The organism is Marinobacterium sp. BA1 (genome assembly GCF_041155135.1).
Classification (GTDB): domain Bacteria; phylum Pseudomonadota; class Gammaproteobacteria; order Pseudomonadales; family Balneatricaceae; genus Marinobacterium; species Marinobacterium iners.
In genome coordinates this window covers 2,665,952-2,690,367 of record NZ_BAAFHC010000001.1, presented here as the reverse complement: position 1 = coordinate 2,690,367, position 24,416 = coordinate 2,665,952, and the positions used below count along the sequence as shown (strand labels likewise).

The following is a 24,416-nucleotide window of genomic DNA, read 5'->3' as shown; positions in this document are numbered from 1 at the left end:
GAGAAAGTAACGCGAACGGATTCGGGCTGAATCAATACAATAAAAATTGTAGCCCGGGGCCAACCCGGACTGCGAGGAGGATAGTGATATGTTCCTGCAGCACATGATGGGGGTGTTCTATCACCCGAAGCAGGAGTGGCGCTCGATACGCAAAGAGCATTACTCGGCGATACATGTATTTCTTGCCCAAATAAGTGTACTGGCAGCAATACCCGCCGTGTCACTTTTCATTGGTACCACTCAAGTTGGCTGGAGTCTGGGAGGGTCAGAGTTTGTCAAATTGAGTGTGGCCAGCGCGTTACCGGCAGCACTCGCATTTTATGTGGCAATGTGGGTGGCTGTCGGTTTCATTGCCTGGTCCATTCACTGGATGGAGAAAACCTATGGTGGGAATGTAAGCTATGAAGAATGCTTGGTGCTGACAACCTTCACCGCGACACCACTTTTTCTGTCGGGTCTTGCAGGCCTTTACCCGATGCTTTGGTTCAACGTGATTGTAGGCATGATGGCATTAGCTTATACCATCTACCTGCTTTACACGGGGGTACCGGAAATCATGCAAATTCCTGAAGAGCGAGCATTTTTCTTTGCCACTTCAATTCTAACGGTTGGGGTCTGTGTGTTGGTCGGGTTGCTCGCGGCAACCGCCATTCTATGGGGCACGTTTGTGCCACTTACCTATACCGCCGGTTAGGACGCTTCCAGCACATGAACAACAGGCGCTCTGACGCCTGTTGTTGTTTTGGGGTGGGGCAATGCCGGTTTTCATCTTTCTGAAACTTTTTTACACGCAGGTGTTGACTCCCTCAGTGGTGTCTGTAGAATTCGCCTCCTCGCTTGAGACGCCCCACCGGAAACGGTTCAGGGCAGATCGATTGAGCAAGTGGTAAGATGTTGAATTAAGTGGTTTTTTGGTTCATCATTGCGCTTCTTGAGTGACTGCCGAATCGTTGTTTGAGTGCTCAGCACTGAAACAGAAAACGAAAAAAACGGTTGACACTGAAACGGGTTGCGGTAGAATACGCGCCTCGCTTGAGACAACAGGTTGCACCGAACGGTGCGGTTGGCCAGGCCCGCTCTTTAACAAATTGATCAGGTAATATGTGTGGGCGCTTGTCAGGATTGAGCACACAAAGCTTAATCAAGGCAAGCAACCTAACTGAATATTCATTTAGCGTTGTGTAATACCTTGAGCTGAACGAAAAGCTGCTTGCAGCTTTGAGTTCACAAGATTTTAAACTGAAGAGTTTGATCATGGCTCAGATTGAACGCTGGCGGCAGGCCTAACACATGCAAGTCGAGCGGTAGCACAGAGAAGCTTGCTTCTTGGGTGACGAGCGGCGGACGGGTGAGTAACGCGTGGGAATCTACCTGGTAGTGGGGGACAACAGTCGGAAACGACTGCTAATACCGCATACGCCCTTCGGGGGAAAGTGGGGGATCTTCGGACCTCACGCTATCAGATGAGCCCGCGTCGGATTAGCTTGTTGGTGAGGTAAAGGCTCACCAAGGCGATGATCCGTAGCTGGTCTGAGAGGATGACCAGCCACACTGGGACTGAGACACGGCCCAGACTCCTACGGGAGGCAGCAGTGGGGAATATTGGACAATGGGGGCAACCCTGATCCAGCCATGCCGCGTGTGTGAAGAAGGCCTTCGGGTTGTAAAGCACTTTCAGCTGTGAGGAAAGGCGAGTGGTTAATACCCGCTTGCTGTGACGTTAACAGCAGAAGAAGGACCGGCTAACTCCGTGCCAGCAGCCGCGGTAATACGGAGGGTCCGAGCGTTAATCGGAATTACTGGGCGTAAAGCGCGCGTAGGTGGTTCAGTCAGTCAGATGTGAAAGCCCCGGGCTCAACCTGGGAACTGCACCTGATACTGCTGAGCTAGAGTACGGTAGAGGGTAGTGGAATTTCCGGTGTAGCGGTGAAATGCGTAGAGATCGGAAGGAACACCAGTGGCGAAGGCGACTACCTGGACCGATACTGACACTGAGGTGCGAAAGCGTGGGTAGCAAACAGGATTAGATACCCTGGTAGTCCACGCCGTAAACGATGTCAACTAGCCGTTGGGGGACTTGATCCTTTAGTGGCGAAGCTAACGCGATAAGTTGACCGCCTGGGGAGTACGGCCGCAAGGTTAAAACTCAAATGAATTGACGGGGGCCCGCACAAGCGGTGGAGCATGTGGTTTAATTCGAAGCAACGCGAAGAACCTTACCTACTCTTGACATCCAGAGAACTTTCCAGAGATGGATTGGTGCCTTCGGGAACTCTGAGACAGGTGCTGCATGGCTGTCGTCAGCTCGTGTTGTGAAATGTTGGGTTAAGTCCCGTAACGAGCGCAACCCTTATCCTTATTTGCCAGCGAGTAATGTCGGGAACTCTAAGGAGACTGCCGGTGACAAACCGGAGGAAGGTGGGGATGACGTCAAGTCATCATGGCCCTTACGAGTAGGGCTACACACGTGCTACAATGGCCGGTACAGAGGGCTGCAAACTCGCGAGAGCAAGCTAATCTCACAAAACCGGTCGTAGTCCGGATCGCAGTCTGCAACTCGACTGCGTGAAGTCGGAATCGCTAGTAATCGTGAATCAGAATGTCACGGTGAATACGTTCCCGGGCCTTGTACACACCGCCCGTCACACCATGGGAGTGGGTTGCACCAGAAGTAGCTAGTCTAACCTTCGGGAGGACGGTTACCACGGTGTGATTCATGACTGGGGTGAAGTCGTAACAAGGTAGCCCTAGGGGAACCTGGGGCTGGATCACCTCCTTAAACGATTGCGAAATTCTGGCAAGCGTTCACACATATTACCTGATCGAACTGTTAAAGCTGACTGAGCTTTAAAGACTGTGCTTGTTTAAAGTGCATCCTTTAAAGCTTCGGCTTTAAACGCTCTTTAACAAATTGGATCTGAAAGATTGTCTTGTATTGTTTGATACAAGCGCCAATCGGCGATAATCGTTACGAACCATTCATTTGAACAGACGCCTTCGGGTTATATGGTCAAGTGAATAAGCGTGCACGGTGGATGCCTTGGCAGTCAGAGGCGATGAAGGACGTAGTAACCTGCGATAAGGTTCGGGGAGCTGGTAAACAAGCTTTGATCCGAACATTTCCGAATGGGGAAACCCACCCGCTTGCGGGTATCTCTTAGCTGAATACATAGGCTTTGAGAGGCGAACCCGGGGAACTGAAACATCTAAGTACCCGGAGGAAAAGAAATCAACCGAGATTCCCTTAGTAGCGGCGAGCGAACGGGGACCAGCCCTTAAGCTGTGTTGTGGTTAGCAGAACGCTCTGGAAAGTGCGGCCATAGTGGGTGATAGCCCCGTATGCGAAAACCTATATGCAGTGAAATCGAGTAGGACGGGACACGTGTTATCCTGTCTGAATATGGGGGGACCATCCTCCAAGGCTAAATACTCCTGACTGACCGATAGTGAACCAGTACCGTGAGGGAAAGGCGAAAAGAACCCCTGTGAGGGGAGTGAAATAGACCCTGAAACCGTGTACGTACAAGCAGTGGGAGCCGTTTTCGGACGGTGACTGCGTACCTTTTGTATAATGGGTCAGCGACTTACTTTCAGTGGCAAGCTTAACCGTTTAGGGGAGGCGTAGGGAAACCGAGTCTTAATAGGGCGATCAGTCGCTGGGAGTAGACCCGAAACCGGGCGATCTATCCATGGGCAGGTTGAAGGTTGAGTAACATCAACTGGAGGACCGAACCGACTACCGTTGAAAAGTTAGCGGATGACCTGTGGATCGGAGTGAAAGGCTAATCAAGCCCGGAGATAGCTGGTTCTCCTCGAAAGCTATTTAGGTAGCGCCTCATGTCTCACCTTGGGGGGTAGAGCACTGTTTCGGCTAGGGGGTCATCCCGACTTACCAACCCGATGCAAACTCCGAATACCCAAGAGTGCAATCATGGGAGACACACGGCGGGTGCTAACGTCCGTCGTGGAAAGGGAAACAACCCAGACCGCCAGCTAAGGTCCCAAAGTTCTGGTTAAGTGGGAAACGATGTGGGAAGGCTCAGACAGCTAGGAGGTTGGCTTAGAAGCAGCCACCCTTTAAAGAAAGCGTAATAGCTCACTAGTCGAGTCGGCCTGCGCGGAAGATATAACGGGGCTCAAACCAGACACCGAAGCTGCGGATGCCTTAGGGCATGGTAGAGGAGCGTTCTGTAAGCCGTTGAAGCCAAAGGTGTAAACCATGGTGGAGGTATCAGAAGTGCGAATGCTGACATAAGTAACGATAAAGGGGGTGAAAAACCCCCTCGCCGGAAGACCAAGGTTTCCTATCCAATGCTAATCAGGGTAGGGTGAGTCGGCCCCTAAGGCGAGGCAGAAATGCGTAGTCGATGGGAAACAGGTTAATATTCCTGTACCGGCTGTAACTGCGACGAAGGGACGGAGAAGGCTAGGCCAGCGCGGCGATGGTTGTCCGCGTTTAAGGGTGTAGGCTGGGAGAGTAGGAAAATCCGCTCTCCCTTAAGGCTGAGACCTGATGACGAGTCTCCATGTGAGACGAAGTGGTTGATGCCATGCTTCCAGGAAAAGCTTCTAAGCTTCAGGTTACAGGCGACCGTACCCCAAACCGACACAGGTGGTCAGGTTGAGAATACCAAGGCGCTTGAGAGAACTCGGGTGAAGGAACTAGGCAAAATGGTGCCGTAACTTCGGGAGAAGGCACGCCGATGTCGGTGATGGAATTTACTTCCTAAGCTGATGTCGGTCGAAGATACCAGGTGGCTGCGACTGTTTATTAAAAACACAGCACTCTGCAAACACGAAAGTGGACGTATAGGGTGTGACGCCTGCCCGGTGCCGGAAGGTTAATTGATGGGGTTAGCTCACGCGAAGCTCTTGATCGAAGCCCCGGTAAACGGCGGCCGTAACTATAACGGTCCTAAGGTAGCGAAATTCCTTGTCGGGTAAGTTCCGACCTGCACGAATGGCGTAACGATGGCCACACTGTCTCCACCCGAGACTCAGTGAAATTGAACTCGCTGTGAAGATGCAGCGTCCCCGCGGCTAGACGGAAAGACCCCGTGAACCTTTACTATAGCTTCACAGTGGACTTTGACATTACTTGTGTAGGATAGCTGGGAGGCTTTGAAACCGGGACGCCAGTTCCGGTGGAGCCAACCTTGAAATACCAGCCTGGTACTGTTGAGGTTCTAACTCAGATCCGTTACCCGGATCGAGGACATTGTGTGGTGGGTAGTTTGACTGGGGCGGTCTCCTCCCAAAGCGTAACGGAGGAGCACGAAGGTACCCTCAGGCTGGTCGGAAATCAGCCAATGAGCGCAAGAGTAGAAGGGTGCTTGACTGCGAGACAGACACGTCGAGCAGGTGCGAAAGCAGGTTCTAGTGATCCGGTGGTTCTGTATGGAAGGGCCATCGCTCAACGGATAAAAGGTACTCCGGGGATAACAGGCTGATACCGCCCAAGAGTTCACATCGACGGCGGTGTTTGGCACCTCGATGTCGGCTCATCACATCCTGGGGCTGAAGCCGGTCCCAAGGGTATGGCTGTTCGCCATTTAAAGTGGTACGCGAGCTGGGTTTAGAACGTCGTGAGACAGTTCGGTCCCTATCTGCCGTGGGCGTTTGAGATTTGAGAAGAGTTGCTCCTAGTACGAGAGGACCGGAGTGAACGAACCTCTGGTGTTCCGGTTGTCACGCCAGTGGCATTGCCGGGTAGCTACGTTCGGACGGGATAACCGCTGAAAGCATCTAAGCGGGAAGCCCCCTTCAAGATGAGATCTCACCGGGGCCTTGAGCCCCCTGAAGAGCCGTCCGAGACCAGGACGTTGATAGGCAGGGTGTGTAAGCGTTGTAAGGCGTTGAGCTAACCTGTACTAATGGCTCGTGAGGCTTGACCATATAACGCCCAAGGCGTTTGAAATGAATGGTTCGACTGGAAACAGTCAAAACACGATTATCGGCTCGCAAGAGCACCGATTGAACGCTTGTAGCAACAACACAGACAATCAGAGCAACGTGACATATAGGCACGAGGCTCAATCAGATCCGGTTTGTACCAGTTTCGCCTGGCGACCATAGAGACGTGGAACCACCTGATCCCATACCGAACTCAGTAGTGAAACGCGTCATCGCCGATGGTAGTGTGGGGCTTCCCCATGTGAGAGTAGGTCATCGCCAGGCACTTAATACCAGAAACCCCGGTCTCGTTGAGGCCGGGGTTTTTGCATTGGGGCGAGGCACAGGCAGACGGCAGACTTACGAGAGAGTGCTTGGATAGCCCGGTTGCACTGGGTGCATTAGGCGAGCAGGTCTGCCGGTCGCTCGATGCTATAGCGGCTTCAGAAGCTATCCGACCGCTGTCAGAACGGGCCCGAGACCTGAATTTACTGGCAAAGCACTGGAGCAATAGGTCTATGAGAATAAGGTGAAACTGAAACTTATATAGCCTGGAAAGCTGGTGCAAAACGGGTATATCGAGAGCTTCAATGGCAAATTCAGGGATGAATGCTTGAACGAGCATTGGTTCGGGGAACTGGCACATGCCTGAAAGCTAATCAGTGAGTGGCGAGTTGATTACAATGAACCAAGACCAGCATTCATCACTGGGCTACCAAACTCCGCTGGAGTTTGCATCTGCGTTCTGAAAGCAGAAAACAGACTCAGCAACCAACGATATCATTGGAAGCCGACTAGATTAAATGTCGGGGGGGAGTACCGCTTCGTTCAGTCAGAGGCGAGTGCCTCACCCGTTTGAAGCCCTCAGAGTAATGGCATGGACTAGGCCTTCGTGAGGCGTTTAAAATGGACTATGTGTATCTAAACTGTCTTCCTGGTGCTGCGACTGTTATGACCAGGTTGCCGAAATGGATCGAGGACCATAATCGCAGCCACCCATATTTGGGATTGAAAATGAAATCTACCTGGGAGTAGCGGGCGGAACTGGCATCAAACGAATGAGGTGGTGTCCGGTTTAGCGGGGCCTGCTACAAACAACAGCCGGAACGGTAAGCGCGTCGGGCAAAAGAAAGGGCCCGGCGCTCTCCCTGCGGCGGGCCCTGTCACTGACTTCCCTGTCAGTCGCTGCTTCAGTCCCGAAGCAGGCGATGAGGTACGAACTCCTGTCGTCTTGGTCACACCTTGTGAACCTCAGGGGCATAATAGGGGTGTGATATGAGCGGGTATATAGGAAAAACTCTTATATTGTCCGTGCAGACATTTAAATAATGATCTATGTCAAAACATGGGGGCTTTGAGGGGGCTGCCCCGTATTCAAAGCGGCGTAGCCCACATACCTCTTCCCCTACGTTCACAGATCTATGGGGGTACGCATTTCGAGACCTGTAGTGGTTGGACTTGACCAAAGAAAACTAAAAAACTAAGCGTAATTGGACACACATCTGTGTGATGAGTAGCGGCGTAGAAATGGGGGATTACCAGACCTTTTTGACCTGACCGAACGGGGCCTATTGGAACGGCGACTCACGAGCAAGGTGGCTGCATAGTGGCAATATCCCCTCTGCCGGATGGACGCTGGAAGGTCGATATTGAACCGATCAAAGGGCGTCGTTTCCGCCGCATACTCAAGACTAAAGCGGACGCAAAACGCTTTGAGCTGGTGTGCAAGCAGAAAGTCACCCTGGAACCGGAGTGGTCACCCAAAGCCAAGGACCTGCGGAAACTGAGCGAACTAATCGAACTCTGGTATGACCTGCACGGCCACACTTTGCGCGATGGTGTGCGCAGGAAGACTGCGCTTATGAATATGGCGGCTCGCCTCAAGGACCCGGCAGCAATCAAGCTGACACCGACAGCGTACATGAAAGACCGTCGCAAGCGTTCTGAATCAGGGATTACCGATAAGACACTGAACAATGAGCTGACGTATATCCGTGCGGTGTATAACGAACTCTATGCACTGGACCAGGTGAAATACGAAAACCCTTTGGCCAAGGTGAAACCGCTCAAGCTGCAGCAGATAGAATTATCCTGGTTAGCACAGGATCAGATACAGGAGTTGCTCGACGCTATCCGCTCCCGATCGGCAGGGGCGAACCCTCACCTGGAGCTGATTGTACTGGTGTGTCTGGCAACCGGGGCAAGATGGTCAGAAGCCGAGAACCTGAAACCGTCATCTGTACGGAATAGGGCAGTGACTTTTAGTAACACGAAAAACGGCAAGGTTAGGACCGTGCCTATCTCCCAGGAACTGGAACAGCGGTTAATACAGCATTGGAAAACATACGGACCTTTCACCAGTTCAATCGGTGCATTCCGCAGGGCATTGGAAAAGACCACGATAGAGCTACCCAAGGGCCAGGCAGCTCATGTGCTACGCCATACGTTCGCCAGTCACTTCATGATGAACGGTGGCAATATCCTGACGCTTCAGAAAATCCTCGGACACTCCGCCGTAACAGTTACAATGCGATATGCACACCTGTCACCTGACCACCTTCAGGATGCGGTGCTGCTCTCGCCTGTGTTGGTGCTATCAGAGCCTGCTTGATTCCTGAGGGCGGCTACTTCCAGCTCAAGTTTCTCTTTCTCTAGCCTGAGTATGTCATCATGAAAGGGTTGTACTTGCTTTGACCACCTTGTGAAGCCTGACCACGAAACAAGAATCCCGATAGCAAGGATGACCCCTATAACGTAGGTGTAATGTGTCCTGTTACTTACGGCGACGTCTATCTGTCGTACGTATAGCTTTTCGTGCTCTTCCGCTTGTTTGGCAGATTCGTCAATTACAAGCAACTTTTCGAGATTAGAAATGATGCTCTGGTTGGCATGTTGATTGTTCAAGACAAATAAAACAAATGCAGTGATGATGATGACGAGGCCAAATGTGGCCTGAAACTTGTATATGTTGTCAGTGGAAATCGGAACTCTTGGGTCCATGATCAGCTCAACTCCATTTCAGCATTGAAGGAGTTGTATAGCTGGTGAGCGTCGCTGCTGTAAAGACGGTTTCGACACTTTTTCGACACTTCGGGGAAGGAGAGAGGTCCAGAAACGAAAAAAGCCTGTAAAAACAGGCTTTTAGCTTTTGCAATTTGGTGGAGGTGGCGGGTTTCGAACCCGCGTCCGCCAATCCTCTGCCTCAAGATCTACATGCTTAGGCATCTCTATTCAATTAACCCGTCGCGACCCGAGAGCCAGGGTGCTATGGGCGAGCTCTTTTAGTTTTAACCGTTCAGCTTAGAGCAAAGCATCCAGGCGATTCTGTCTCGTATGACACCGCGAACCTCTGAGTTACAGACACCTTAGAGTGCGGCGCTAGCCGACTTAAGCGGCTAGAGCGTAGTTATCGTCGTTTGCAACTATAACTGTGTGATGAGGGATTAACGAGAATCATCACGTTCTCGGCATGCACCCAAGGGTTCGTAATCAGCGTCGAAGCCAAGTCACCCCCAGATATGTAACGAGTCATTGTACCGGCATTGTAGACCGGAAGAAAGTGAAAAGGTTCAACGGGCTGCAACAGACATTTCGCGATGTTTCTGTCGATTCCAGTCTTTTTCTTTCTCGTCAGCGCGTTTGTCGTGCAGTTTCTTTCCCTTCACAAGCGCAATTTCACACTTGACCATGCCGTTCTTCCAGTAAAGAGCCAATGCTACACAGGTGTAGCCTTTGGCCTCGACGGCGGTAGTCAGCTTTTCAATCTCGCGTCGATGCAGCAGAAGCTTTCTATCACGCCTGGGCTCGGTGACAAAGTGTGTTGAGGCTGAGATCAGGGGTGTGATGTGTGCGCCTACAAGCCAGGCTTCATCATTTTTGAAGACAACGTATGAGTCGACCAGTTGGCCACGGCCTTCGCGCAGGCTTTTCACCTCCCAGCCGCTGAGAGACACACCGGCCTCGAATCGGGTTTCGATGGTGTATTCGTGCTTGGCACGCTTGTTCAGGCAGATGGTGTTTCCGCCGGGGGACTTCTTCTTTTTTGCCATGGCGCGATTATATAGAGCGACTGTCCGCATTGAAAGCGGGTGATATAGCTGTCCCAGAGTAATTAATCTCGTGTTTGAGCGTAGAGATGCAGCAAAAGGTTGTCACCCTTGTCCGAAATATGAACAATTGCGGTTCATGAAATTTTTAACCTGAGAGCACTATGCAGTCAAAGCAGTCTATGCACGGTTCATGGGCGAACCGTTGGATCTTCATTCTGGCAGCAACAGGATCTGCAGTTGGCCTGGGTAACATCTGGAAGTTTCCCTATATCACGGGTGAAAATGGTGGCGGCGCGTTTGTGCTGGTCTATCTGGTTTGTATTCTTCTGGTTGGCATACCGATCATGATGGGTGAAATTCTGGTCGGCCGTCGTGCCAGGCAAAGCCCGATCAACGCAGTGCGCGAAACCGCTGTGGAAGCGGGCAGGGATCCTCGCTGGGGCTTGATTGGCTGGCTGGGTGTGCTGGCTGGGTACATCATTTTCTCTTTTTACTCGGTGGTGGCTGGCTGGGTTCTGCACTACATCGCAGGTATGGGTACGGGGCAGTTTGTTGATATAGGCAGCGACCTTGCCGGTAAGAAATTCGAGTCGCTGCTGGCAAGTCCGGATCAGATGCTGATTTGGCACACTGTCTTTGTGTTGATGGTGGTCGTGGTTGTAGCAGGTGGTGTAAACAAGGGGCTGGAGCGGGCAACCAAGATCATGATGCCCGCCCTCTTCCTTTTGCTATTGGTGCTTCTTGGATACTCACTCAACAGTGGCAGCTTCGCCGAAGGCTGGTCATTCCTGTTCAGCTTTAACCCTGATGCACTGACATGGGATGCGGTACTGGTGGCTCTGGGACATTCCTTCTTTACCCTGTCGCTGGGTATGGGGGCAATTATGGCCTATGGTTCCTATATGGGTAAAAAGGATTCAATTGGCGCCACAGTCCTGACAATAGGGGTACTGGATACGGTGGTTGCGCTGGTTGCAGGCTTGGCCATCTTCCCAATTGTGTTTGCCAACCAACTGGACCCGGGGGCAGGTCCCGGGCTGATGTTTATCACCCTTCCGGTTGCGTTTGGTCAAATGCCGGGAGGACAGGTCTTTGGCTTTCTGTTCTTTCTCTTGGTAGGTGTTGCAGCATGGACCTCGGCCATCTCCCTGCTAGAACCGGCAACAGCCTGGGTTGTGGAGCGTTTTGGATTCAAGCGTCTTCACGCAGCCGCTTTACTGGGCCTCATCATCTGGCTGATGGGGATTGCATCACTGCTGTCGTTCAATCATTGGGCGGATATCAAGATATTCAGCATGGGTATCTTTGATTTCCTGGATTTTATTACTGCCAATATCATGCTGCCGTTGAGTGGGTTGCTGATAGCAGTCTACGCGGGTTGGGTTTTGACACAGAAGATGACTCGCGACGAACTGGCATTGGGTAGCTCTGGTGCTTACAGTGCATGGCAGTTCACCATTCGGTTCATCGCCCCGGTTGCGGTTGCAGTGATTTTTGTGGTCAACCTGTACGACAAGCTGGCCTGAGTCGCTGATCACCATGAGGATGCTATGACACAGGTAAACCGCAGCGCTTTGGTGCTGCATTCAGCTGAGCAAATGTTCGATCTTGTAAATGATGTGCGTAACTATCCGGCATTTCTGCCTTGGTGTGCGTCGACCGATGTTGTTTCTGAGTCTTCTCAGGAGCTGGTTGCTACTCTGCATCTTGCAAAGAGCGGGCTGAAGTACAGCTTTACCACGAGAAATTTCCTGCAGCGCCCAGACTCAATGGAGATTACTTTGGTTGAGGGGCCGTTCTCGTCTTTCAGGGGTAAATGGACCTTCACCCCCCTGAGTGAGGACGCTTCGAAAGTAGAGTTGCAGATGGATTTTGAATTCAAGGGCAAGCTCACCGGGCTTGCCATGTCCAAGGTGTTTAACTCGGTGGCGACGACATTGGTCGATGCGTTTGTGATGCGTGCCGATACAGTATTGGGTCAGGAGGCGTAATGATTAGTGTCGAAGTAGCCTATGCGTTACCTTACGAGCAGAAAATCATTGCACTGCAGGTAGATGAGGAATGTACGGCCTACCAGGCTGTTGTTCGCTCTGGAATTGCTGAGCTGTTTCCCGGTGTTGATCCTGCGACCGCGTCGATGGGAATCTTCGGCAAGGCGATAAAGGACCCTGCGACGACAGTGTTGAAGGATGGTGATCGGGTTGAAATATACCGGCCGTTAATTGCGGACCCCAAGGAAGTCCGTGCTCGTCGAGCTGCTAAAATGAAAGCGGAAAAGGCATCAGAGCAAACGAAACAGGGGGGCGGGGAGTGATTCCCCGCATCGTATAACCGACTAGCGAGACTGATCCTGCGCTACCCCGGGACGAAAGTCGCCGCTAAGGCGAGTCAGCCTGCCATCTTCAAAGAAAACGCTGACCCGCTCTTGGTAACGCTGGCCATCCCCCTCCTTGATGCTGTACAGGTAGTCCCAGCGTCCCTCGCTGAAGGTGTCGCTGATCAGCGGTGTACCCATGACATAGCGCACCTGAGAGTGCGTCATGCCGGGGCGCAGCTGGTTGACCATCTCCTGAGTAACCACGTTACCCTGAGGGATATCGATCTTGTAAACGCCTGGGAACTCGGAGCAGCCGGCGATCATCAGGGCAAGTGTTGTGCTGAGAAGAACCTTTCGCATCAGTAAATGGCTTCCGTTTTCATGCCTAAACAAAGATAATGGAGTCTAACATTGCAAATCCCGAACAGCATAGTGATTGAGACCTAATATGGCACTGGAAAATCAGGAACTGCGGAAAGCCGGACTGAAGGTGACTCTGCCGCGGGTCAAAATTTATCAAATTCTCGAACGTGCCGGCGAAGGTGACCACTTCAGTGCGGAAGATATATACAAGCTGCTGATGGAGCTTGGCGAAGATGTCGGCTTGGCAACGGTATATCGTGTTCTGACTCAGTTCGAAGCAGCCGGTCTGGTGTCGCGTCATCACTTTGAAGGTGGGCATTCTGTCTTCGAATTGGCGCGCGACGAGCATCACGACCATGTGGTCTGTGTAAAGTGTGGTCGAGTACGCGAGTTTACTGAGCCCAAGGTATCCGAAATCCTCGACAAGGTTGCGGACCAGCTTGGCTTTACCATTACTGACCGTACGCTTTATCTTTACGGTGTCTGCAAGGGCGGTTGTGAAGAAGAGGACAAGAAGTAGGCAGCCTTGCTGTCAGCCGCTCAGGCTGACAGCATTTCTCGTGCATGCTCCATTGACGTCCGCGTAATATCGACACCGCCCAGCATGCGGGCAACTTCTTCTACCCTTTGGGCCTCGCTCAACCTTGATACCCGGGTCTGGGATGTACCTTTCTGTCCCTTTTTGCTTACAAACAGGTGCTGATGCCCTTGTGCCGCCACTTGGGGTTGGTGTGTTACACACAAAACCTGCACCCGTTCACCCAGTTCACGCAGCATCCGACCGACCACTTCAGCAATGGCGCCACCGATACCCACATCGACTTCATCAAATACCAGTGTTGGGGTGCTGGATGTCTGTGCCGTAACCACCTGTATCGCCAGGCTGATTCGGGACAGTTCACCACCTGATGCAACTTTTGCCAGTGCACGGGCTGGCTGGCCCTCGTTGGTGCTAATCAGGAACTCGACCTCTTCAAGGCCGCTAGCACTGTAGCGCTCAGTATCCAGTGGCGTCAGACACGCACTGAAACGGGCGGCAGGCATGCCAAGGGCATGCAGCTGGGCGTCCACCAAGCGGTCCAAGTGCTCGGCCTGTTGTTGCCGTGCAAGGCTGAGCTCAGCGGCGGTTTTGAGGTAGCTCTGCCAGGCCGATTCTACTTCGTCGGCCAGTAATTCAATTTCGTTGTCGGATCGGGTCAGGCCCATTAGCTCCTGCTGTAGAGATTGCTGGAACTCAATAAGCTGCTCAGGCAATAAGCGGTGTTTGCGCGCTACATCGTAGATGGCCGTCAGGCGTTCCTCTACCTCCCGCTGGCGTTCGGGGTTGATTTCGACCGATTCCAGAAAGTGACGAACCTCGCGACCGGCTTCTTCTACCTGTATCAGTGCGCTGTTAAACATTTCACTGGCCTGTTGCAGGCACGAATCTTCCGTGCCCAGCTGTTGCAGCAACTGAAGGCAGTGGTGCAACATGGACTGACAGTTGAGGCTGTCATCCTCATGACTGATGTTGAGCAGCTGCTGGCCTGTACTCAACAAGCTGCCGGCATTTTCCAACAGTTGCTGCTCATGCTCGAGCTGTTCCAGCTCTCCCTGAGTCAGCGCAAGCTGCTCCAGCTCTTCGACCTGGTAGCTCAATAGTTGAATGCGTGCATTGCGCTCGTCCGATACCTGGGTCAGTTGCTCCAGCTCGGCATGCTGGCGGCGCCATTTGTGGTATAGACGGCGTGCTTCTTCAGCCAGCTCGGTATGGTTGCCGAATTCGTCCAGCAGGATCCGATGATGATCCTTCTTCAATAGTCGTTGATGTTCATGCTGGCCGTGAATGTCAACCAGGTACTGGCCGAGCTCGCGCAGCAGTGCCAGTGGTGCGGGGCGACCGTTAATATAGCTGCGGCTGCGGCCTTCGCGGGTTACAACTCGCCGCAAATGGCATTCCTGGGGATCTCCCTCGAGGTCGTGTTCGCTGAGCCACAGCCTGGCCTGTGGGATTGTGCGGATATCAAAGCTGGCCGTGAGCTCGGCGCGCTCTGAGCCGCTGTTGACACTGTCACTGTCAGCTCGATCACCCAGGCAGAGTCCGAGGGCGTCCAGCATGATTGACTTGCCGGCGCCGGTTTCGCCGCTGATGACGGTCATCCCTCGATTCAGCTCGACTTCAAGGTCGCTCACGATGGCGAAGTTGCGAATGGTCAGTTGGGTCAGCATGATAATTACACATGGTTATTTATACAGTATTTACTGTATAAGCCATTTGATCGATACCTGCAATCCCCAGCTGAAAAAAATCTTGCTGCCGGTTGAATCCATCTGAGAGAGCCCCATATAGATGCCATCAACGCCAATACTCAAGTGTCAGTTGGAGAGACCTGATGTCGAAAGAGCAGCAGAATCAGAATGAAGCCGTCGAGCCGGTTCAAAACGAACCTGAAGTGCTGGTCGCCGAAGGTGAAGTTGTAGAGCCAGGTGCTGCCGAAGAGACGGAAGTCAGCCTGATCCAGCAGCTGGAAGAGTCCCGCGCTGAGGTTGACGCTTTGAAAAAGGAACTGGTTGAGCTCAAACCGCGTGCGCAGGCCGAAATTCAGAACATTCGCCGCCGTGCCGAGCAGGATGTGGAAAAGGCACACAAGTTTGGTCTGGAAAAATTTGCGACAGAGTTGCTGCCGGTGGTGGATAGTCTTGAGCGTGCAATTGAAGCCAGTCAAGGCGATGAGGAGAAGGTCAAAGCGATTCGTGAAGGTGTCGAGATGACACTGGGGCTGTTCCTCTCCAGTCTGGAAAAATTCAATGTGGAGCAACTGAATCCGCAGGGTGAAGTATTTAATCCGGAGCACCACCAGGCGATGTCCATGGTGCCGGCAGAAGGTGTTGAGCCTAACACGGTCGTCACAGTGGTACAGAAGGGTTACCTGCTGAATGGCCGTCTGGTACGTCCCGCTATGGTGATGGTAGCAAAAGGCTGAAGGCCGGAGTTGAAAAACGCGCTGCCGTACCCATATAGATGCACAACGGCTAATTGAACAGTTTTTGACCCAATATGGGTCACAGAAAGATCGGAGTAAGACATGGGCAGAATTATCGGTATCGACTTGGGCACCACCAACTCCTGCGTGGCGATCCTTGACGGCGACAAGACCAAAGTGATTGAAAATGCGGAAGGTGATCGCACCACACCGTCCATTATCGCCTATACCAATGACGGCGAAACACTGGTTGGTCAGCCGGCCAAGCGCCAGTCCGTTACCAACCCGGACAACACACTGTATGCCATCAAGCGTCTGATTGGCCGCCGCTATGATGACAAGGTGGTTCAGAAAGACATCAAGATGGTGCCTTACAAAATCATTGCGGCCGACAACGGTGATGCCTGGGTTGATGTAAAAGGCAAAAAGATGGCTCCGCCGCAGGTATCGGCTGAAGTGCTGAAAAAGATGAAGAAGACCGCTGAAGACTATCTCGGCGAGCCGGTCACTGAAGCAGTGATCACCGTACCGGCCTACTTCAATGACTCTCAGCGCCAGGCCACCAAAGACGCAGGCCGAATTGCCGGTCTGGAAGTGAAGCGCATCATCAACGAGCCGACAGCGGCTGCGCTGGCTTATGGCATGGACAAGTCCAAGGGCGACAAGACCGTTGCCGTATACGACCTCGGTGGTGGTACGTTTGATATTTCCATCATCGAGATTGCCGATGTGGATGGCGAGCACCAGTTTGAAGTGTTGGCAACCAACGGTGACACCTTCCTCGGTGGTGAAGATTTCGACCTGGCGGTTATCAACTACCTGGCGGATGAGTTCAAGAAAGAAAGTGGAATCGACCTGCACAACGACCCGCTGGCGCTGCAGCGTCTGAAGGAAGCTGGTGAGAAAGCGAAGGTTGAATTGTCTTCCGCACAGCAGACTGACGTCAACCTGCCGTACATCACGGCTGATGCGACCGGTCCGAAGCACCTGAACGTGAAACTGACACGCTCCAAGCTGGAGTCACTGGTTGAAGAGCTGGTCGAACGTTCCATCGAGCCTTGCCGTATTGCGGTAAAAGACTCCGGCTTGTCTGTGTCCGAGATTGATGAGGTGATCCTGGTCGGTGGTCAGAGCCGCATGCCGCTGGTACAGAAGAAAGTAGCTGAGTTCTTCGGCAAGGAGCCGCGCAAGGACGTTAACCCGGATGAGGCGGTTGCCATCGGTGCTGCCATTCAGGGTGCGGTGTTGTCCGGTGATGTGAAAGACGTACTGCTGCTGGACGTCACTCCGCTGACTCTGGGTATTGAAACCATGGGTGGTGTTGCGACCTCCCTGATTGAAAAGAACACCACTATCCCGACCAAAAAGTCGCAGGTGTTCTCGACAGCGGACGACAACCAGACGGCTGTGACCATTCACGTGGTACAGGGCGAGCGCAAACAGGCGAGCCAGAACAAGTCGCTTGGTCGTTTTGATTTGGCCGATATCCCGCCGGCACCTCGTGGCATGCCGCAGATCGAAGTGACCTTCGATATCGATGCCAACGGTATTCTGAACGTGTCCGCAAAGGACAAGGCTACTGGCAAGGAACAGTCCATCGTAATCAAGGCTTCTTCCGGCTTGAATGATGATGAGATTGAACAGATGGTGCGTGACGCCGAAGCGCATGCCGAAGAGGACAAGAAGTTCGAGGAGCTGACCACCGCGCGTAACCAGGGTGATGCGATGATCCACACCGCACACAAGACCCTGAAAGATGCCGGTGACAAAGCGACTGCGGATGAAAAAGAGAAGATCGAATCGGCTATCAAGGATCTGGAAGAAGCGCTCAAGGGCACAGACAAGGAAGCCATCGAGAGCAAGACTGAAACTTTGACCGAAGCGCTGTCAGTGGTGGCTCAGAAAATGTACGCAGATGCGGCTCAGGCTGAACAGGCCGGTGGCGAAGCGGGTGAAAAGGATGCCGCGGACGATGTCGTTGACGCCGAGTTTGAAGAAGTCAAAGACGACGACAAGAAGTAAGCGTTCGCGAGTGTCGATCGTTGCAGTGTGACAACGCGGGCTTCTGCCCGCGTTGTCATGTCCGGCTCTTTGGAGTCAAACCTGACGGGTCAGATTCGGATCATGGCAAAACAGGATTACTACGAACTTTTGGGCGTATCGCGCGACTCCTCCGATCGCGATATCAAAAAAGCCTATCGTCGGCTGGCGATGAAATACCACCCCGACCGCAACCCGGGCGACAAGGAAGCTGAAGACAAGTTCAAGGAGATCAGCGAAGCCTACGAAGTGCTGTCGGATGCCCAGAAAAAAGCGGCTTACGACCAGTTCGGTCACGCGGGCGTGGATGGCCAGGGTGGTATGGGTGGCTTCGGAGGTGGTGGCTTTGAAGGTAACTTCTCCGATATTTTCGGTGATGTTTTTGGCGACATCTTCGGTGGAAGCGGTGGTGGGCGCCGCCGCTCCAGCGTACAGCGTGGCGCCGATTTGCGCTACAACCTCGATTTGACGCTTGAAGAAGCGGTACGCGGGTGTGAGAAAACGCTGCAGATCCCCACCTATGTCAGCTGCGAAACCTGTGATGGCAGTGGCGCCAAGCCAGGCACCAGTGCCAAGACTTGTTCTACCTGTGGTGGCGTGGGGCAGGTGCGGATGCAGCAAGGTTTCTTCTCTGTACAACAGACCTGCCCAACCTGCCGTGGTGAGGGTAAGGTCATTTCCGACCCCTGCGACAGCTGCCACGGTCAGGGCCGGGTGGAAAAAACCAAGACGCTGCAGGTTAAGATTCCGGCCGGTGTTGATACAGGTGATCGCATTCGACTGGCCGGTGAAGGTGAAGCTGGCTCGCATGGTGGTCCGGCGGGTGATCTTTATGTACAGGTACATGTGCGTGAACACGCGATTTTCCAGCGTGATGGCAAGCACCTTTACTGTGAAGTGCCGATCAGCTTTGTGGATGCGGCACTGGGTGGTGAGCTTGACGTGCCGACACTTGATGGCCGCGTCAAACTGAAGATCCCGACCGAAACCCAGACCGGCAAGCTGTTCCGCCTGCGTGGCAAGGGTGTGACCCCGGTTCGAGGCGGCAGCGTAGGTGATTTGATGGTGAAGGTTATCGTCGAAACGCCGGTTAATCTGAACAGTCGCCAGAAAGAGCTGCTGCGAGAATTTGCGGATGCCACTGAAGAAGGCAACAGCAAGCACAGCCCGAAGAAACACGGTTTCTTCGACTCGGTTAAAAAGTTCTTTGAAGATATGACCTGATCATCACACAATCAGGTAAATGGATACAGACCAGCGGGGCAGGTGCATGATCAGAGTAGCGGTGACCGGCGCAGCCGGCCGTATGGGAAAAACCATTATTGAAGCACTGCAACAGGCTGATGATGTCAGTCTCAGTGCTGCCATCGTTGAGCCTGGCAGCTCACTTATTGGTGCTGATGCCGGCGAACTGGCGGGAGTGGGCAGGCTGGATGTCAAATTGGCTGGCAGTCTGGACGATGTGGCATCCGATTTTGACCTGTTGATCGACTTTACCACGCCGGAAGTCACCCTGCAGAACCTGGCGTTCTGTGCTGCTAACGGCAAAAAAATGGTGATCGGAACTACCGGCCTGAATGAGAGTCAGAAAGAAGAGCTGAAACAGGCTGCGGAAAAAACGGCGCTGGTATTCGCTCCCAACATGAGTGTGGGAGTAAACCTTTGCTTTAAGCTGCTTGAGATCGCTGCCAAGGCACTGGGTGATGACGGTGGCTACGATATTGAAGTGATCGAAGCGCACCATCGACATAAGGTTGATGCGCCGTCCGGTACCGCTCTGCGGATGGGAGAAGTCGTTGCTGATGCGCTCGGACGTGATCTGAAGACCTGTGCCGTATATGGTCGTCAAGGGCAAACCGGTGCTCGTCCTGCAAAAGAGATCGGCTTTGAAACCATTCGGGCCGGAGATGTTGTCGGGGATCACACAGTGCTGTTCGCGACCGAAGGCGAACGTATTGAGATCACGCACAAGGCCTCCAGTCGCATGACCTTTGCCAAGGGCGCGGTCCGTGCCGCAGGCTGGTTGGGCGATAAGCAAACCGGACTGTATGACATGCAGGACGTACTGGGCCTGCACTGAACCCAACACGTTGTTGTTCCCTCTGCCCGCTCTAGTAGCGGGCTTTTTTATGCCTGTGCGCAATGTTTGTGTCACCTTGAGCTGGCATCCTGATTTCGATGCTTGCTGCGGCTGCACAGTTGGCGCTATGGTGTAGATCGATGAAGGCACTTGGCAGGGAGACAAGCATGTACAAACTCTGTTTTTTCGTCCCTGAAGCCAACTGTGAAGCGGTTAAGCAGGCTTTGTTTGCAGTTGGCGTTGGCCATATCGGCGATTATGATCAGTGTTGTTGGCAATCTCTTGGTACGGGGCAGTTTCGTCCGCTTGATGGCTCCAATCCCCACTTGGGCCGGCAGCATCAGCTGGAACGAGTAACTGAATGGAAGGTAGAAATGGTCTGCAGTGATGAGCTGATAGAGTCAGCTGTGGCAGCCCTGAAGCAGGCGCACCCCTATGAGGAAGTCGCCTACGAGGTCTACCCGCTGGCCGCATTCTGAGTGTGATGGCAAATGAGAAGGAAGTCGGTGTGACACAATTGTTGGTTCGCTACTCGCGCATTCTTGAGATCGTGGGTGATATCGTCAAAGTCCACGTGCCTGAGCCTGAAGAGGGCGAGGTTGCCGCCATCGGTTATGGAGATCTGGCGTTGATCGAAAATATCCTCGACCCCGATCAGCCTCCGTACATGGCGCAGGTGATTCAGCTGGATCGCGACAGTGTCTCACTGCAGGTATTTTCCGGCACCAAAGGTTTGTCCACCAAGGCCGGGGTTCGTTTCCTAGGTCATCCGATGCAGGTGACTTTTTCGCCGAACATCATGGGACGCGCCTTTTCCGGTTCCGGACGCGCCATTGACGGCGGTCCCAGTCTGTCCGAAGAAACCCGTATCGAAATCGATGGCCCCACGGTCAACCCGGCCCGGCGCATTTTGGCGTCACGTATGATCCGCACCGATGTGCCGATGATCGATGTGTTCAACTGCTTGGTCGAAAGCCAGAAAATCCCCATTTTCTCGGTGGCCGGTGAGCCATACAACCGCCTGCTGGCGCAGATCGGTGCTAACGCCGATGCGGATGTGGTGGTCTTTGGTGGTATCGGCCTGATCTTCGATGACTATCACTTTTTCCGCCGCGCTTTCGAAGAGGCCGGTGTTAGCGCACGCACCGTGATGTTCGTGCACCTGGGCTCCGACCCCACCGTAGAAGGCCTGCTGGTACCGGATATGGCGCTGGCGGTGGCTGAGCGTTTTGCCGTGGAAGAGGGCAAGCGGGTGCTGGTGTTGCTCACCGACATGACCGCTTATGCCGATGCGCTGAAAGAAGTGGGCATATCCATGGAACACGTGCCCTCCAACCGAGGTTATATCGGTGACCTCTATTCCCAGCTGGCGCGTCGTTACGAGAAGGCCTGCGACTACAAGGGCGCAGGCTCGGTGACTATTCTGTCGGTGACCACCATGCCGGGTGATGATGTCACCCATCCAGTGCCTGACAACACAGGCTATATCACCGAGGGACAGTTTTATCTGCACAACGGTGTGCTCGATCCCTTCGGCTCGCTGTCGCGTCTGAAGCAACACGTGATCGGCAAGGTGACCCGTGAGGATCATGGTCAGATCATGAATACCATGGTTCGCTTTTATGCCGAAGCGCGTGATGCGCAGCAAAAGCAGGCGATGTCCTTTGATCTGACCGAGTATGACGAGCGGCTGTTGAAATTTGGTGACTTGTTCCGCGATCGCTTCATGGACATCAGTGTCTCCATGCCGCTGGAGCAGGCGTTGGACCAGTGCTGGCAGACCTTGGCTGAATGCTTCAAGCCGGAAGAGCTGCTGATGAAGCAACAGCTGATCGACAAGTATTTCCCACAGCAGCAGGCAGGCTGAATCGGTTATGGCAAAGCTGGCGCTCAACAAGAGCACGCTCAACCATGAAAACCAGCGGTTGAAATCCTTCCGCCAATTCGTTCCGGCACTGGATCTCAAGCGCAAACAGATACTGGCGGCGCGGATGAAGTCTCGCCGTGTACTGGAGCAGCTGCAGCAGGATGAGGATCTGATCAACGCCAGTGTAGCTGAGCAAATCCCCATGCTGGCTCAGACGCGGCTCGACCTGAATAGCCTGATCAGGATTCAACGGGTTGAGCACCAGCTGGATAATCTGGTGGGCATTGAGTTGCCCCGCGTGGCACGTGTTGAGCTGGACAGAGCGCAGTACTCACGACTGGCGATGCCGCAGTGGGTCGACCGTGCAGTGGATTTGATGGGCCAGATGCTTGAGCTGAAAGTGCTGCAGCAGGTTGAGCGGGTACGGCTTGAACGTCTTGAGGCGGCGCTGCAAAAAACGACACAGCGCCTTAACCTGTTTGATAAGGTCCTGATCCCTCGTACCGAGTCTAATATCCGCCGTATCCGCATCGCCCTTTCGGATGCCGAGCGTGCCGGGGTCGTGCGGGCCAAGATTGCCAAGGGGAAACGGGCCAGGGTGGCACTGCAATGAGTATTGTAACGCTGCAAAAGGCGACCTTGATCGGGTTGACCGAGGACAAGGCTCAGGTGCTGGACCAGCTGCAGGCGCTGGGGCTTGTGCATGTTATTCCGCTGCGCCATGAATCGCAGGAACGTGAGGTGGCGTTACTCGATGGTGTATACCCCGAACAGCTGCAGCAGGCTATTCGGTATCTGCTCAGTTGTCCGCAGAAGCGCAAGCAAGTGACCACGGAGCGCCATTTCAGCCTGCGACAGGTACTTGAGGGTGTCCTGAAAAATCGCAAAAAACGACTGGAATTGAACGAGCAGCGCGACTTTTTGCGCAAGCGTATCAAGGATCTGGAACCCTGGGGCAGCTTTAATCTCCCCGGCGAGCAGGGCCTGTATGGCCAGCTGCTCTGGTTCTATCTGGTGCCCAATTACCGTATGCATGAGCTGGAAGGCAATGAGCTGCCCTGGGCTGTCGTGCACCGTGACAACCGCAACTCCTATGTGGCTGTCATCTCTCGAGAAGAGCCCCGCAGTAACCAGATGCCGGTACCTCGGACTCACACCGGCTCGGTCCCGCTTGAGCAGCTTGATGCCCAACTGGAAGACCTTGAAATTGAGCTGGAAGCTCTGGACGCCGAGCGCGAGGCATTTACCCGTTGGTTGTATCTGCTGCAACGTTCACTTGCCGGCAATGAAGATGAGGCCGAGCGTGAAGAGGTCAGTCGGCAGACGCTGGATACTGAAGAGGTGTTTGCGCTGCAGGGTTGGTTCCCGGCGCAGCAGCAGGACGCACTGGAAAGCTTTGCCCGCCGACAGGGGCTGGCGCTGGTGGTTGAAGCACCTGCCGAAGACGATCTGCCGCCCACGCTGTTACAGAACCCTGATCGCATCTCCGGCGGCGAGGATATTGTCCGTTTCTACCAGATGCCGGGTTACCGCAGTTGGGATCCATCGCGGGTGATCTTTTTCTCGTTTGCCATCTTCTTTGCCCTGATCATCTCGGATGCCGGCTATGCGCTTCTGTTGGCAGCGGTGCTTGGATTTTATTGGCGCCGCATGGGCGAAAGTGCCACCGGTCGCCGTCTGCGGGCGCTCGGGGTAACGCTCACTCTGTTTTCAGCTGCCTGGGGTGCGCTGGTGGGCAGCTACTTTGGTGCCGCTCCGCCTGAACAGCTGGAGGGTTTGAAGCTGTTTGATATGAATGATTTCGACAGCATGATGAAAATATCAGTGATCATGGGAGCCGGGCACCTGGTCTTGGCAAACCTGATTACGGCCTGGCGCAGTCGAGCCAGCACTGTCATGTTGGCCCCGCTGGGCTGGATTGTACTGATTCTGGCCGGTGTTAGCGCCTGGCTAAGGCAGCAGGTCGATATTGAATGGGCCATGCTGGCCGCGGGCGTGCTGGCGATTCTGCTCTGCTCCAGCCATCGTCCATGGCAGGGGGCGAAGAACTGGATGTGGCGGCTGATTGATGGCCTGATGGCCTTGACCGGACTGTCAAAAATGTTCGGTGATGTACTCAGCTATCTGCGTCTGTTTGCACTTGGGCTGGCCAGCGCTTCGCTGGCCATCACCTTCAACCAGCTCGCCAGCGACGTTGCGGCTGCCGTTCCCGGCATGGGGCTGCTGCTGGAGGTGTTGATCCTGCTGCTGGGGCACCTGCTCAATTTTGTACTGGCCGTTGTCAGTGGTGTGATTCACGGACTGCGGTTGAATTTGATCGAGTTCTACAACTGGAGCCTTGCGGATGAAGGCTACGCATTTCAACCTTTCACCAAGCGGGAGGTGAACCCTTGGACAACCTGATACTGGCACTGGGATGGGCGGGGCTGTATGGCCCCATGGCATTGGGTGCTATTGGCAGCATCATTGGCTGTGCACTGGCGGGGCAGGCTGCCTGCGGCGCGCTGCTGGAAACGGAAACCGGACATGGGCGATACGTCGGCATTGCCGCCATGCCATCGTCACAGACCATTTATGGCATCGTGGTGATGTTCTCGCTTAACCGTGAGGTGAATATCGACAATGCGCCGGGTCTGTTTGCCGTTGGCATTCTGGCGGGTCTGGCGCTGCTGTTCAGTGCGGTCCGGCAGGGGCAGTGCTGTGCCAGCGCGATCAACGTTTCCAAAATCAAGCCGGAAATATTCGGTATGTCGATTGCGCCAGCCGCCATAGTGGAAGGCTTTGCCGTGTTTGCCTTCATTTTTGCTCTGGTGATCAGCGCCGGCATTCCGGCCTGAGGAGGTAG

The 24,416-nt window shown here is 53.8% G+C and carries 19 protein-coding genes, 3 rRNA genes, 1 other RNA gene and 2 pseudogenes; 20 read left to right on the top strand and 5 right to left on the bottom strand.

The features are described from left to right. Window positions 1–88: 88 nt before the first annotated feature. The 7 genes and pseudogenes from ACAM29_RS13000 to ACAM29_RS12970 all read left to right on the top strand — a co-directional run bounded on the left by ACAM29_RS13000 (window position 89) and on the right by ACAM29_RS12970 (window position 8,503). On the top strand, window positions 89–694 hold the full coding sequence (locus ACAM29_RS13000) for a Yip1 family protein (RefSeq protein WP_369624381.1): 606 nt from the start codon (window positions 89–91) through the stop codon (window positions 692–694). Between the two features lie 542 nt (window positions 695–1,236). Beyond that, a 16S ribosomal RNA gene (locus ACAM29_RS12995) occupies window positions 1,237–2,779 on the top strand. A 229-nt stretch (window positions 2,780–3,008) separates the two neighbouring features. Continuing rightward, window positions 3,009–5,895: ribosomal RNA gene (locus tag ACAM29_RS12990) — 23S ribosomal RNA — on the top strand. Window positions 5,896–6,061: 166 nt separating this feature from the next. Beyond that, window positions 6,062–6,177 (top strand): 5S ribosomal RNA (gene rrf / locus ACAM29_RS12985). Together the 16S, 23S and 5S rRNA genes form the textbook arrangement of a ribosomal RNA operon. A gap of 128 nt (window positions 6,178–6,305) precedes the next feature. Continuing rightward, window positions 6,306–6,641, top strand: a pseudogene (locus tag ACAM29_RS12980) (transposase); the annotation flags it as partial. A gap of 98 nt (window positions 6,642–6,739) precedes the next feature. Beyond that, window positions 6,740–6,927 (top strand): annotated as a pseudogene (locus tag ACAM29_RS12975) (IS3 family transposase); the annotation flags it as partial. A gap of 571 nt (window positions 6,928–7,498) precedes the next feature. Next, the gene (locus ACAM29_RS12970; RefSeq protein WP_369624380.1) at window positions 7,499–8,503 is read left to right on the top strand and encodes a tyrosine-type recombinase/integrase; all 1,005 of its coding nucleotides are present in this window, start codon (window positions 7,499–7,501) and stop codon (window positions 8,501–8,503) included. Here the strand turns inward: ACAM29_RS12970 and ACAM29_RS12965 are convergent. The 3 genes from ACAM29_RS12965 to smpB form a co-directional block, all read right to left on the bottom strand. Then, window positions 8,452–8,892, bottom strand: a complete 441-nt coding sequence (locus tag ACAM29_RS12965; RefSeq protein WP_369624379.1) for a hypothetical protein — start codon at window positions 8,890–8,892, stop codon at window positions 8,452–8,454. The genes ACAM29_RS12970 and ACAM29_RS12965 overlap by 52 nt on opposite strands. A 156-nt stretch (window positions 8,893–9,048) precedes the next feature. Then, window positions 9,049–9,406, bottom strand: a transfer-messenger RNA (tmRNA) gene (gene ssrA, locus ACAM29_RS12960). Between the two features lie 55 nt (window positions 9,407–9,461). Continuing rightward, complete coding sequence (gene smpB / locus ACAM29_RS12955; protein ID WP_091822791.1) at window positions 9,462–9,941, bottom strand: SsrA-binding protein SmpB; 480 nt, start codon at window positions 9,939–9,941, stop codon at window positions 9,462–9,464. A gap of 161 nt (window positions 9,942–10,102) precedes the next feature. Between smpB and ACAM29_RS12950 the strand changes: the two genes are divergently transcribed. Genes ACAM29_RS12950 through ACAM29_RS12940 form a run of 3 tightly spaced genes read left to right on the top strand, consistent with a single transcriptional unit; the run spans window position 10,103 to window position 12,255 of the window. Next, the gene (locus tag ACAM29_RS12950; protein ID WP_369624378.1) at window positions 10,103–11,467 is read left to right on the top strand and encodes a sodium-dependent transporter; all 1,365 of its coding nucleotides are present in this window, start codon (window positions 10,103–10,105) and stop codon (window positions 11,465–11,467) included. A gap of 24 nt (window positions 11,468–11,491) precedes the next feature. Continuing rightward, complete coding sequence (locus tag ACAM29_RS12945; RefSeq protein ID WP_354408686.1) at window positions 11,492–11,932, top strand: type II toxin-antitoxin system RatA family toxin; 441 nt, start codon at window positions 11,492–11,494, stop codon at window positions 11,930–11,932. Next, window positions 11,932–12,255, top strand: coding sequence for an RnfH family protein (locus tag ACAM29_RS12940; protein WP_206838646.1), 324 nt, complete (start codon window positions 11,932–11,934; stop codon window positions 12,253–12,255). Before ACAM29_RS12945 ends, ACAM29_RS12940 begins: the two co-directional genes overlap by 1 nt. A gap of 21 nt (window positions 12,256–12,276) precedes the next feature. Here the strand turns inward: ACAM29_RS12940 and ACAM29_RS12935 are convergent, their stop codons facing one another. Beyond that, entirely contained in the window at window positions 12,277–12,618 is a 342-nt protein-coding gene (locus tag ACAM29_RS12935; RefSeq protein WP_369624377.1) for an outer membrane protein assembly factor BamE, read from the bottom strand. Between the two features lie 88 nt (window positions 12,619–12,706). Here ACAM29_RS12935 and fur point away from each other — a divergent pair, with 88 nt between their 5' ends. Further along, entirely contained in the window at window positions 12,707–13,141 is a 435-nt protein-coding gene (gene fur / locus ACAM29_RS12930; protein WP_091822776.1) for a ferric iron uptake transcriptional regulator, read from the top strand. Window positions 13,142–13,161: 20 nt separating this feature from the next. On the opposite strand, the gene recN is transcribed toward fur, so the two are convergent. Further along, a complete protein-coding gene (gene recN, locus ACAM29_RS12925; protein WP_369624376.1) occupies window positions 13,162–14,829 on the bottom strand; it encodes a DNA repair protein RecN in 1,668 nt (555 codons plus the stop codon). A gap of 164 nt (window positions 14,830–14,993) precedes the next feature. Between recN and grpE the strand changes: the two genes are divergently transcribed. The 9 genes from grpE (at window position 14,994) to ACAM29_RS12880 (ending at window position 24,408) form a co-directional block, all read left to right on the top strand. Further along, complete coding sequence (gene grpE / locus ACAM29_RS12920) at window positions 14,994–15,584, top strand: nucleotide exchange factor GrpE (RefSeq protein ID WP_206838665.1); 591 nt, start codon at window positions 14,994–14,996, stop codon at window positions 15,582–15,584. A gap of 102 nt (window positions 15,585–15,686) precedes the next feature. Further along, window positions 15,687–17,606 (top strand): molecular chaperone DnaK, encoded by a 1,920-nt coding sequence (dnaK, locus tag ACAM29_RS12915; RefSeq protein ID WP_369624375.1) that lies wholly within the window; start codon window positions 15,687–15,689, stop codon window positions 17,604–17,606. Window positions 17,607–17,708: 102 nt separating this feature from the next. Beyond that, the gene (gene dnaJ, locus ACAM29_RS12910) at window positions 17,709–18,848 is read left to right on the top strand and encodes a molecular chaperone DnaJ (RefSeq protein WP_091822928.1); all 1,140 of its coding nucleotides are present in this window, start codon (window positions 17,709–17,711) and stop codon (window positions 18,846–18,848) included. Window positions 18,849–18,894: 46 nt separating this feature from the next. Beyond that, complete coding sequence (gene dapB, locus ACAM29_RS12905) at window positions 18,895–19,704, top strand: 4-hydroxy-tetrahydrodipicolinate reductase (RefSeq protein WP_206838697.1); 810 nt, start codon at window positions 18,895–18,897, stop codon at window positions 19,702–19,704. Between the two features lie 167 nt (window positions 19,705–19,871). Then, a complete protein-coding gene (locus ACAM29_RS12900; protein WP_091822765.1) occupies window positions 19,872–20,183 on the top strand; it encodes a YqfO family protein in 312 nt (103 codons plus the stop codon). A gap of 29 nt (window positions 20,184–20,212) precedes the next feature. Next, the gene (locus ACAM29_RS12895) at window positions 20,213–21,571 is read left to right on the top strand and encodes a V-type ATP synthase subunit B (RefSeq protein ID WP_206838701.1); all 1,359 of its coding nucleotides are present in this window, start codon (window positions 20,213–20,215) and stop codon (window positions 21,569–21,571) included. Between the two features lie 7 nt (window positions 21,572–21,578). Next, complete coding sequence (locus ACAM29_RS12890; RefSeq protein ID WP_369624374.1) at window positions 21,579–22,184, top strand: V-type ATP synthase subunit D; 606 nt, start codon at window positions 21,579–21,581, stop codon at window positions 22,182–22,184. Further along, on the top strand, window positions 22,181–23,974 hold the full coding sequence (locus tag ACAM29_RS12885) for a V-type ATP synthase subunit I (protein WP_369624373.1): 1,794 nt from the start codon (window positions 22,181–22,183) through the stop codon (window positions 23,972–23,974). The genes ACAM29_RS12890 and ACAM29_RS12885 overlap by 4 nt, the downstream gene beginning before the upstream one ends. Next, a complete protein-coding gene (locus tag ACAM29_RS12880) occupies window positions 23,962–24,408 on the top strand; it encodes an ATP synthase subunit C (RefSeq protein ID WP_091822756.1) in 447 nt (148 codons plus the stop codon). Before ACAM29_RS12885 ends, ACAM29_RS12880 begins: the two co-directional genes overlap by 13 nt. Window positions 24,409–24,416: the final 8 nt, after the last annotated feature.

Bases quoted from the DNA above. Each gene is read 5' to 3' on its own strand.
- ACAM29_RS13000 (WP_369624381.1), top strand. From the start codon at position 89: ATGTTCCTGCAGCACATGATGGGGGTGTTCTATCACCCGAAGCAGGAG.
- ACAM29_RS12965 (WP_369624379.1), bottom strand. From the start codon at position 8,892: ATGGACCCAAGAGTTCCGATTTCCACTGACAACATATACAAGTTTCAG.
- smpB (WP_091822791.1), bottom strand. From the start codon at position 9,941: ATGGCAAAAAAGAAGAAGTCCCCCGGCGGAAACACCATCTGCCTGAAC.
- ACAM29_RS12950 (WP_369624378.1), top strand. From the start codon at position 10,103: ATGCAGTCAAAGCAGTCTATGCACGGTTCATGGGCGAACCGTTGGATC.
- ACAM29_RS12945 (WP_354408686.1), top strand. From the start codon at position 11,492: ATGACACAGGTAAACCGCAGCGCTTTGGTGCTGCATTCAGCTGAGCAA.
- ACAM29_RS12940 (WP_206838646.1), top strand. From the start codon at position 11,932: ATGATTAGTGTCGAAGTAGCCTATGCGTTACCTTACGAGCAGAAAATC.
- ACAM29_RS12935 (WP_369624377.1), bottom strand. From the start codon at position 12,618: ATGCGAAAGGTTCTTCTCAGCACAACACTTGCCCTGATGATCGCCGGC.
- fur (WP_091822776.1), top strand. From the start codon at position 12,707: ATGGCACTGGAAAATCAGGAACTGCGGAAAGCCGGACTGAAGGTGACT.
- recN (WP_369624376.1), bottom strand. From the start codon at position 14,829: ATGCTGACCCAACTGACCATTCGCAACTTCGCCATCGTGAGCGACCTT.
- grpE (WP_206838665.1), top strand. From the start codon at position 14,994: ATGTCGAAAGAGCAGCAGAATCAGAATGAAGCCGTCGAGCCGGTTCAA.
- dnaK (WP_369624375.1), top strand. From the start codon at position 15,687: ATGGGCAGAATTATCGGTATCGACTTGGGCACCACCAACTCCTGCGTG.
- dnaJ (WP_091822928.1), top strand. From the start codon at position 17,709: ATGGCAAAACAGGATTACTACGAACTTTTGGGCGTATCGCGCGACTCC.
- dapB (WP_206838697.1), top strand. From the start codon at position 18,895: ATGATCAGAGTAGCGGTGACCGGCGCAGCCGGCCGTATGGGAAAAACC.
- ACAM29_RS12900 (WP_091822765.1), top strand. From the start codon at position 19,872: ATGTACAAACTCTGTTTTTTCGTCCCTGAAGCCAACTGTGAAGCGGTT.
- ACAM29_RS12890 (WP_369624374.1), top strand. From the start codon at position 21,579: ATGGCAAAGCTGGCGCTCAACAAGAGCACGCTCAACCATGAAAACCAG.
- ACAM29_RS12885 (WP_369624373.1), top strand. From the start codon at position 22,181: ATGAGTATTGTAACGCTGCAAAAGGCGACCTTGATCGGGTTGACCGAG.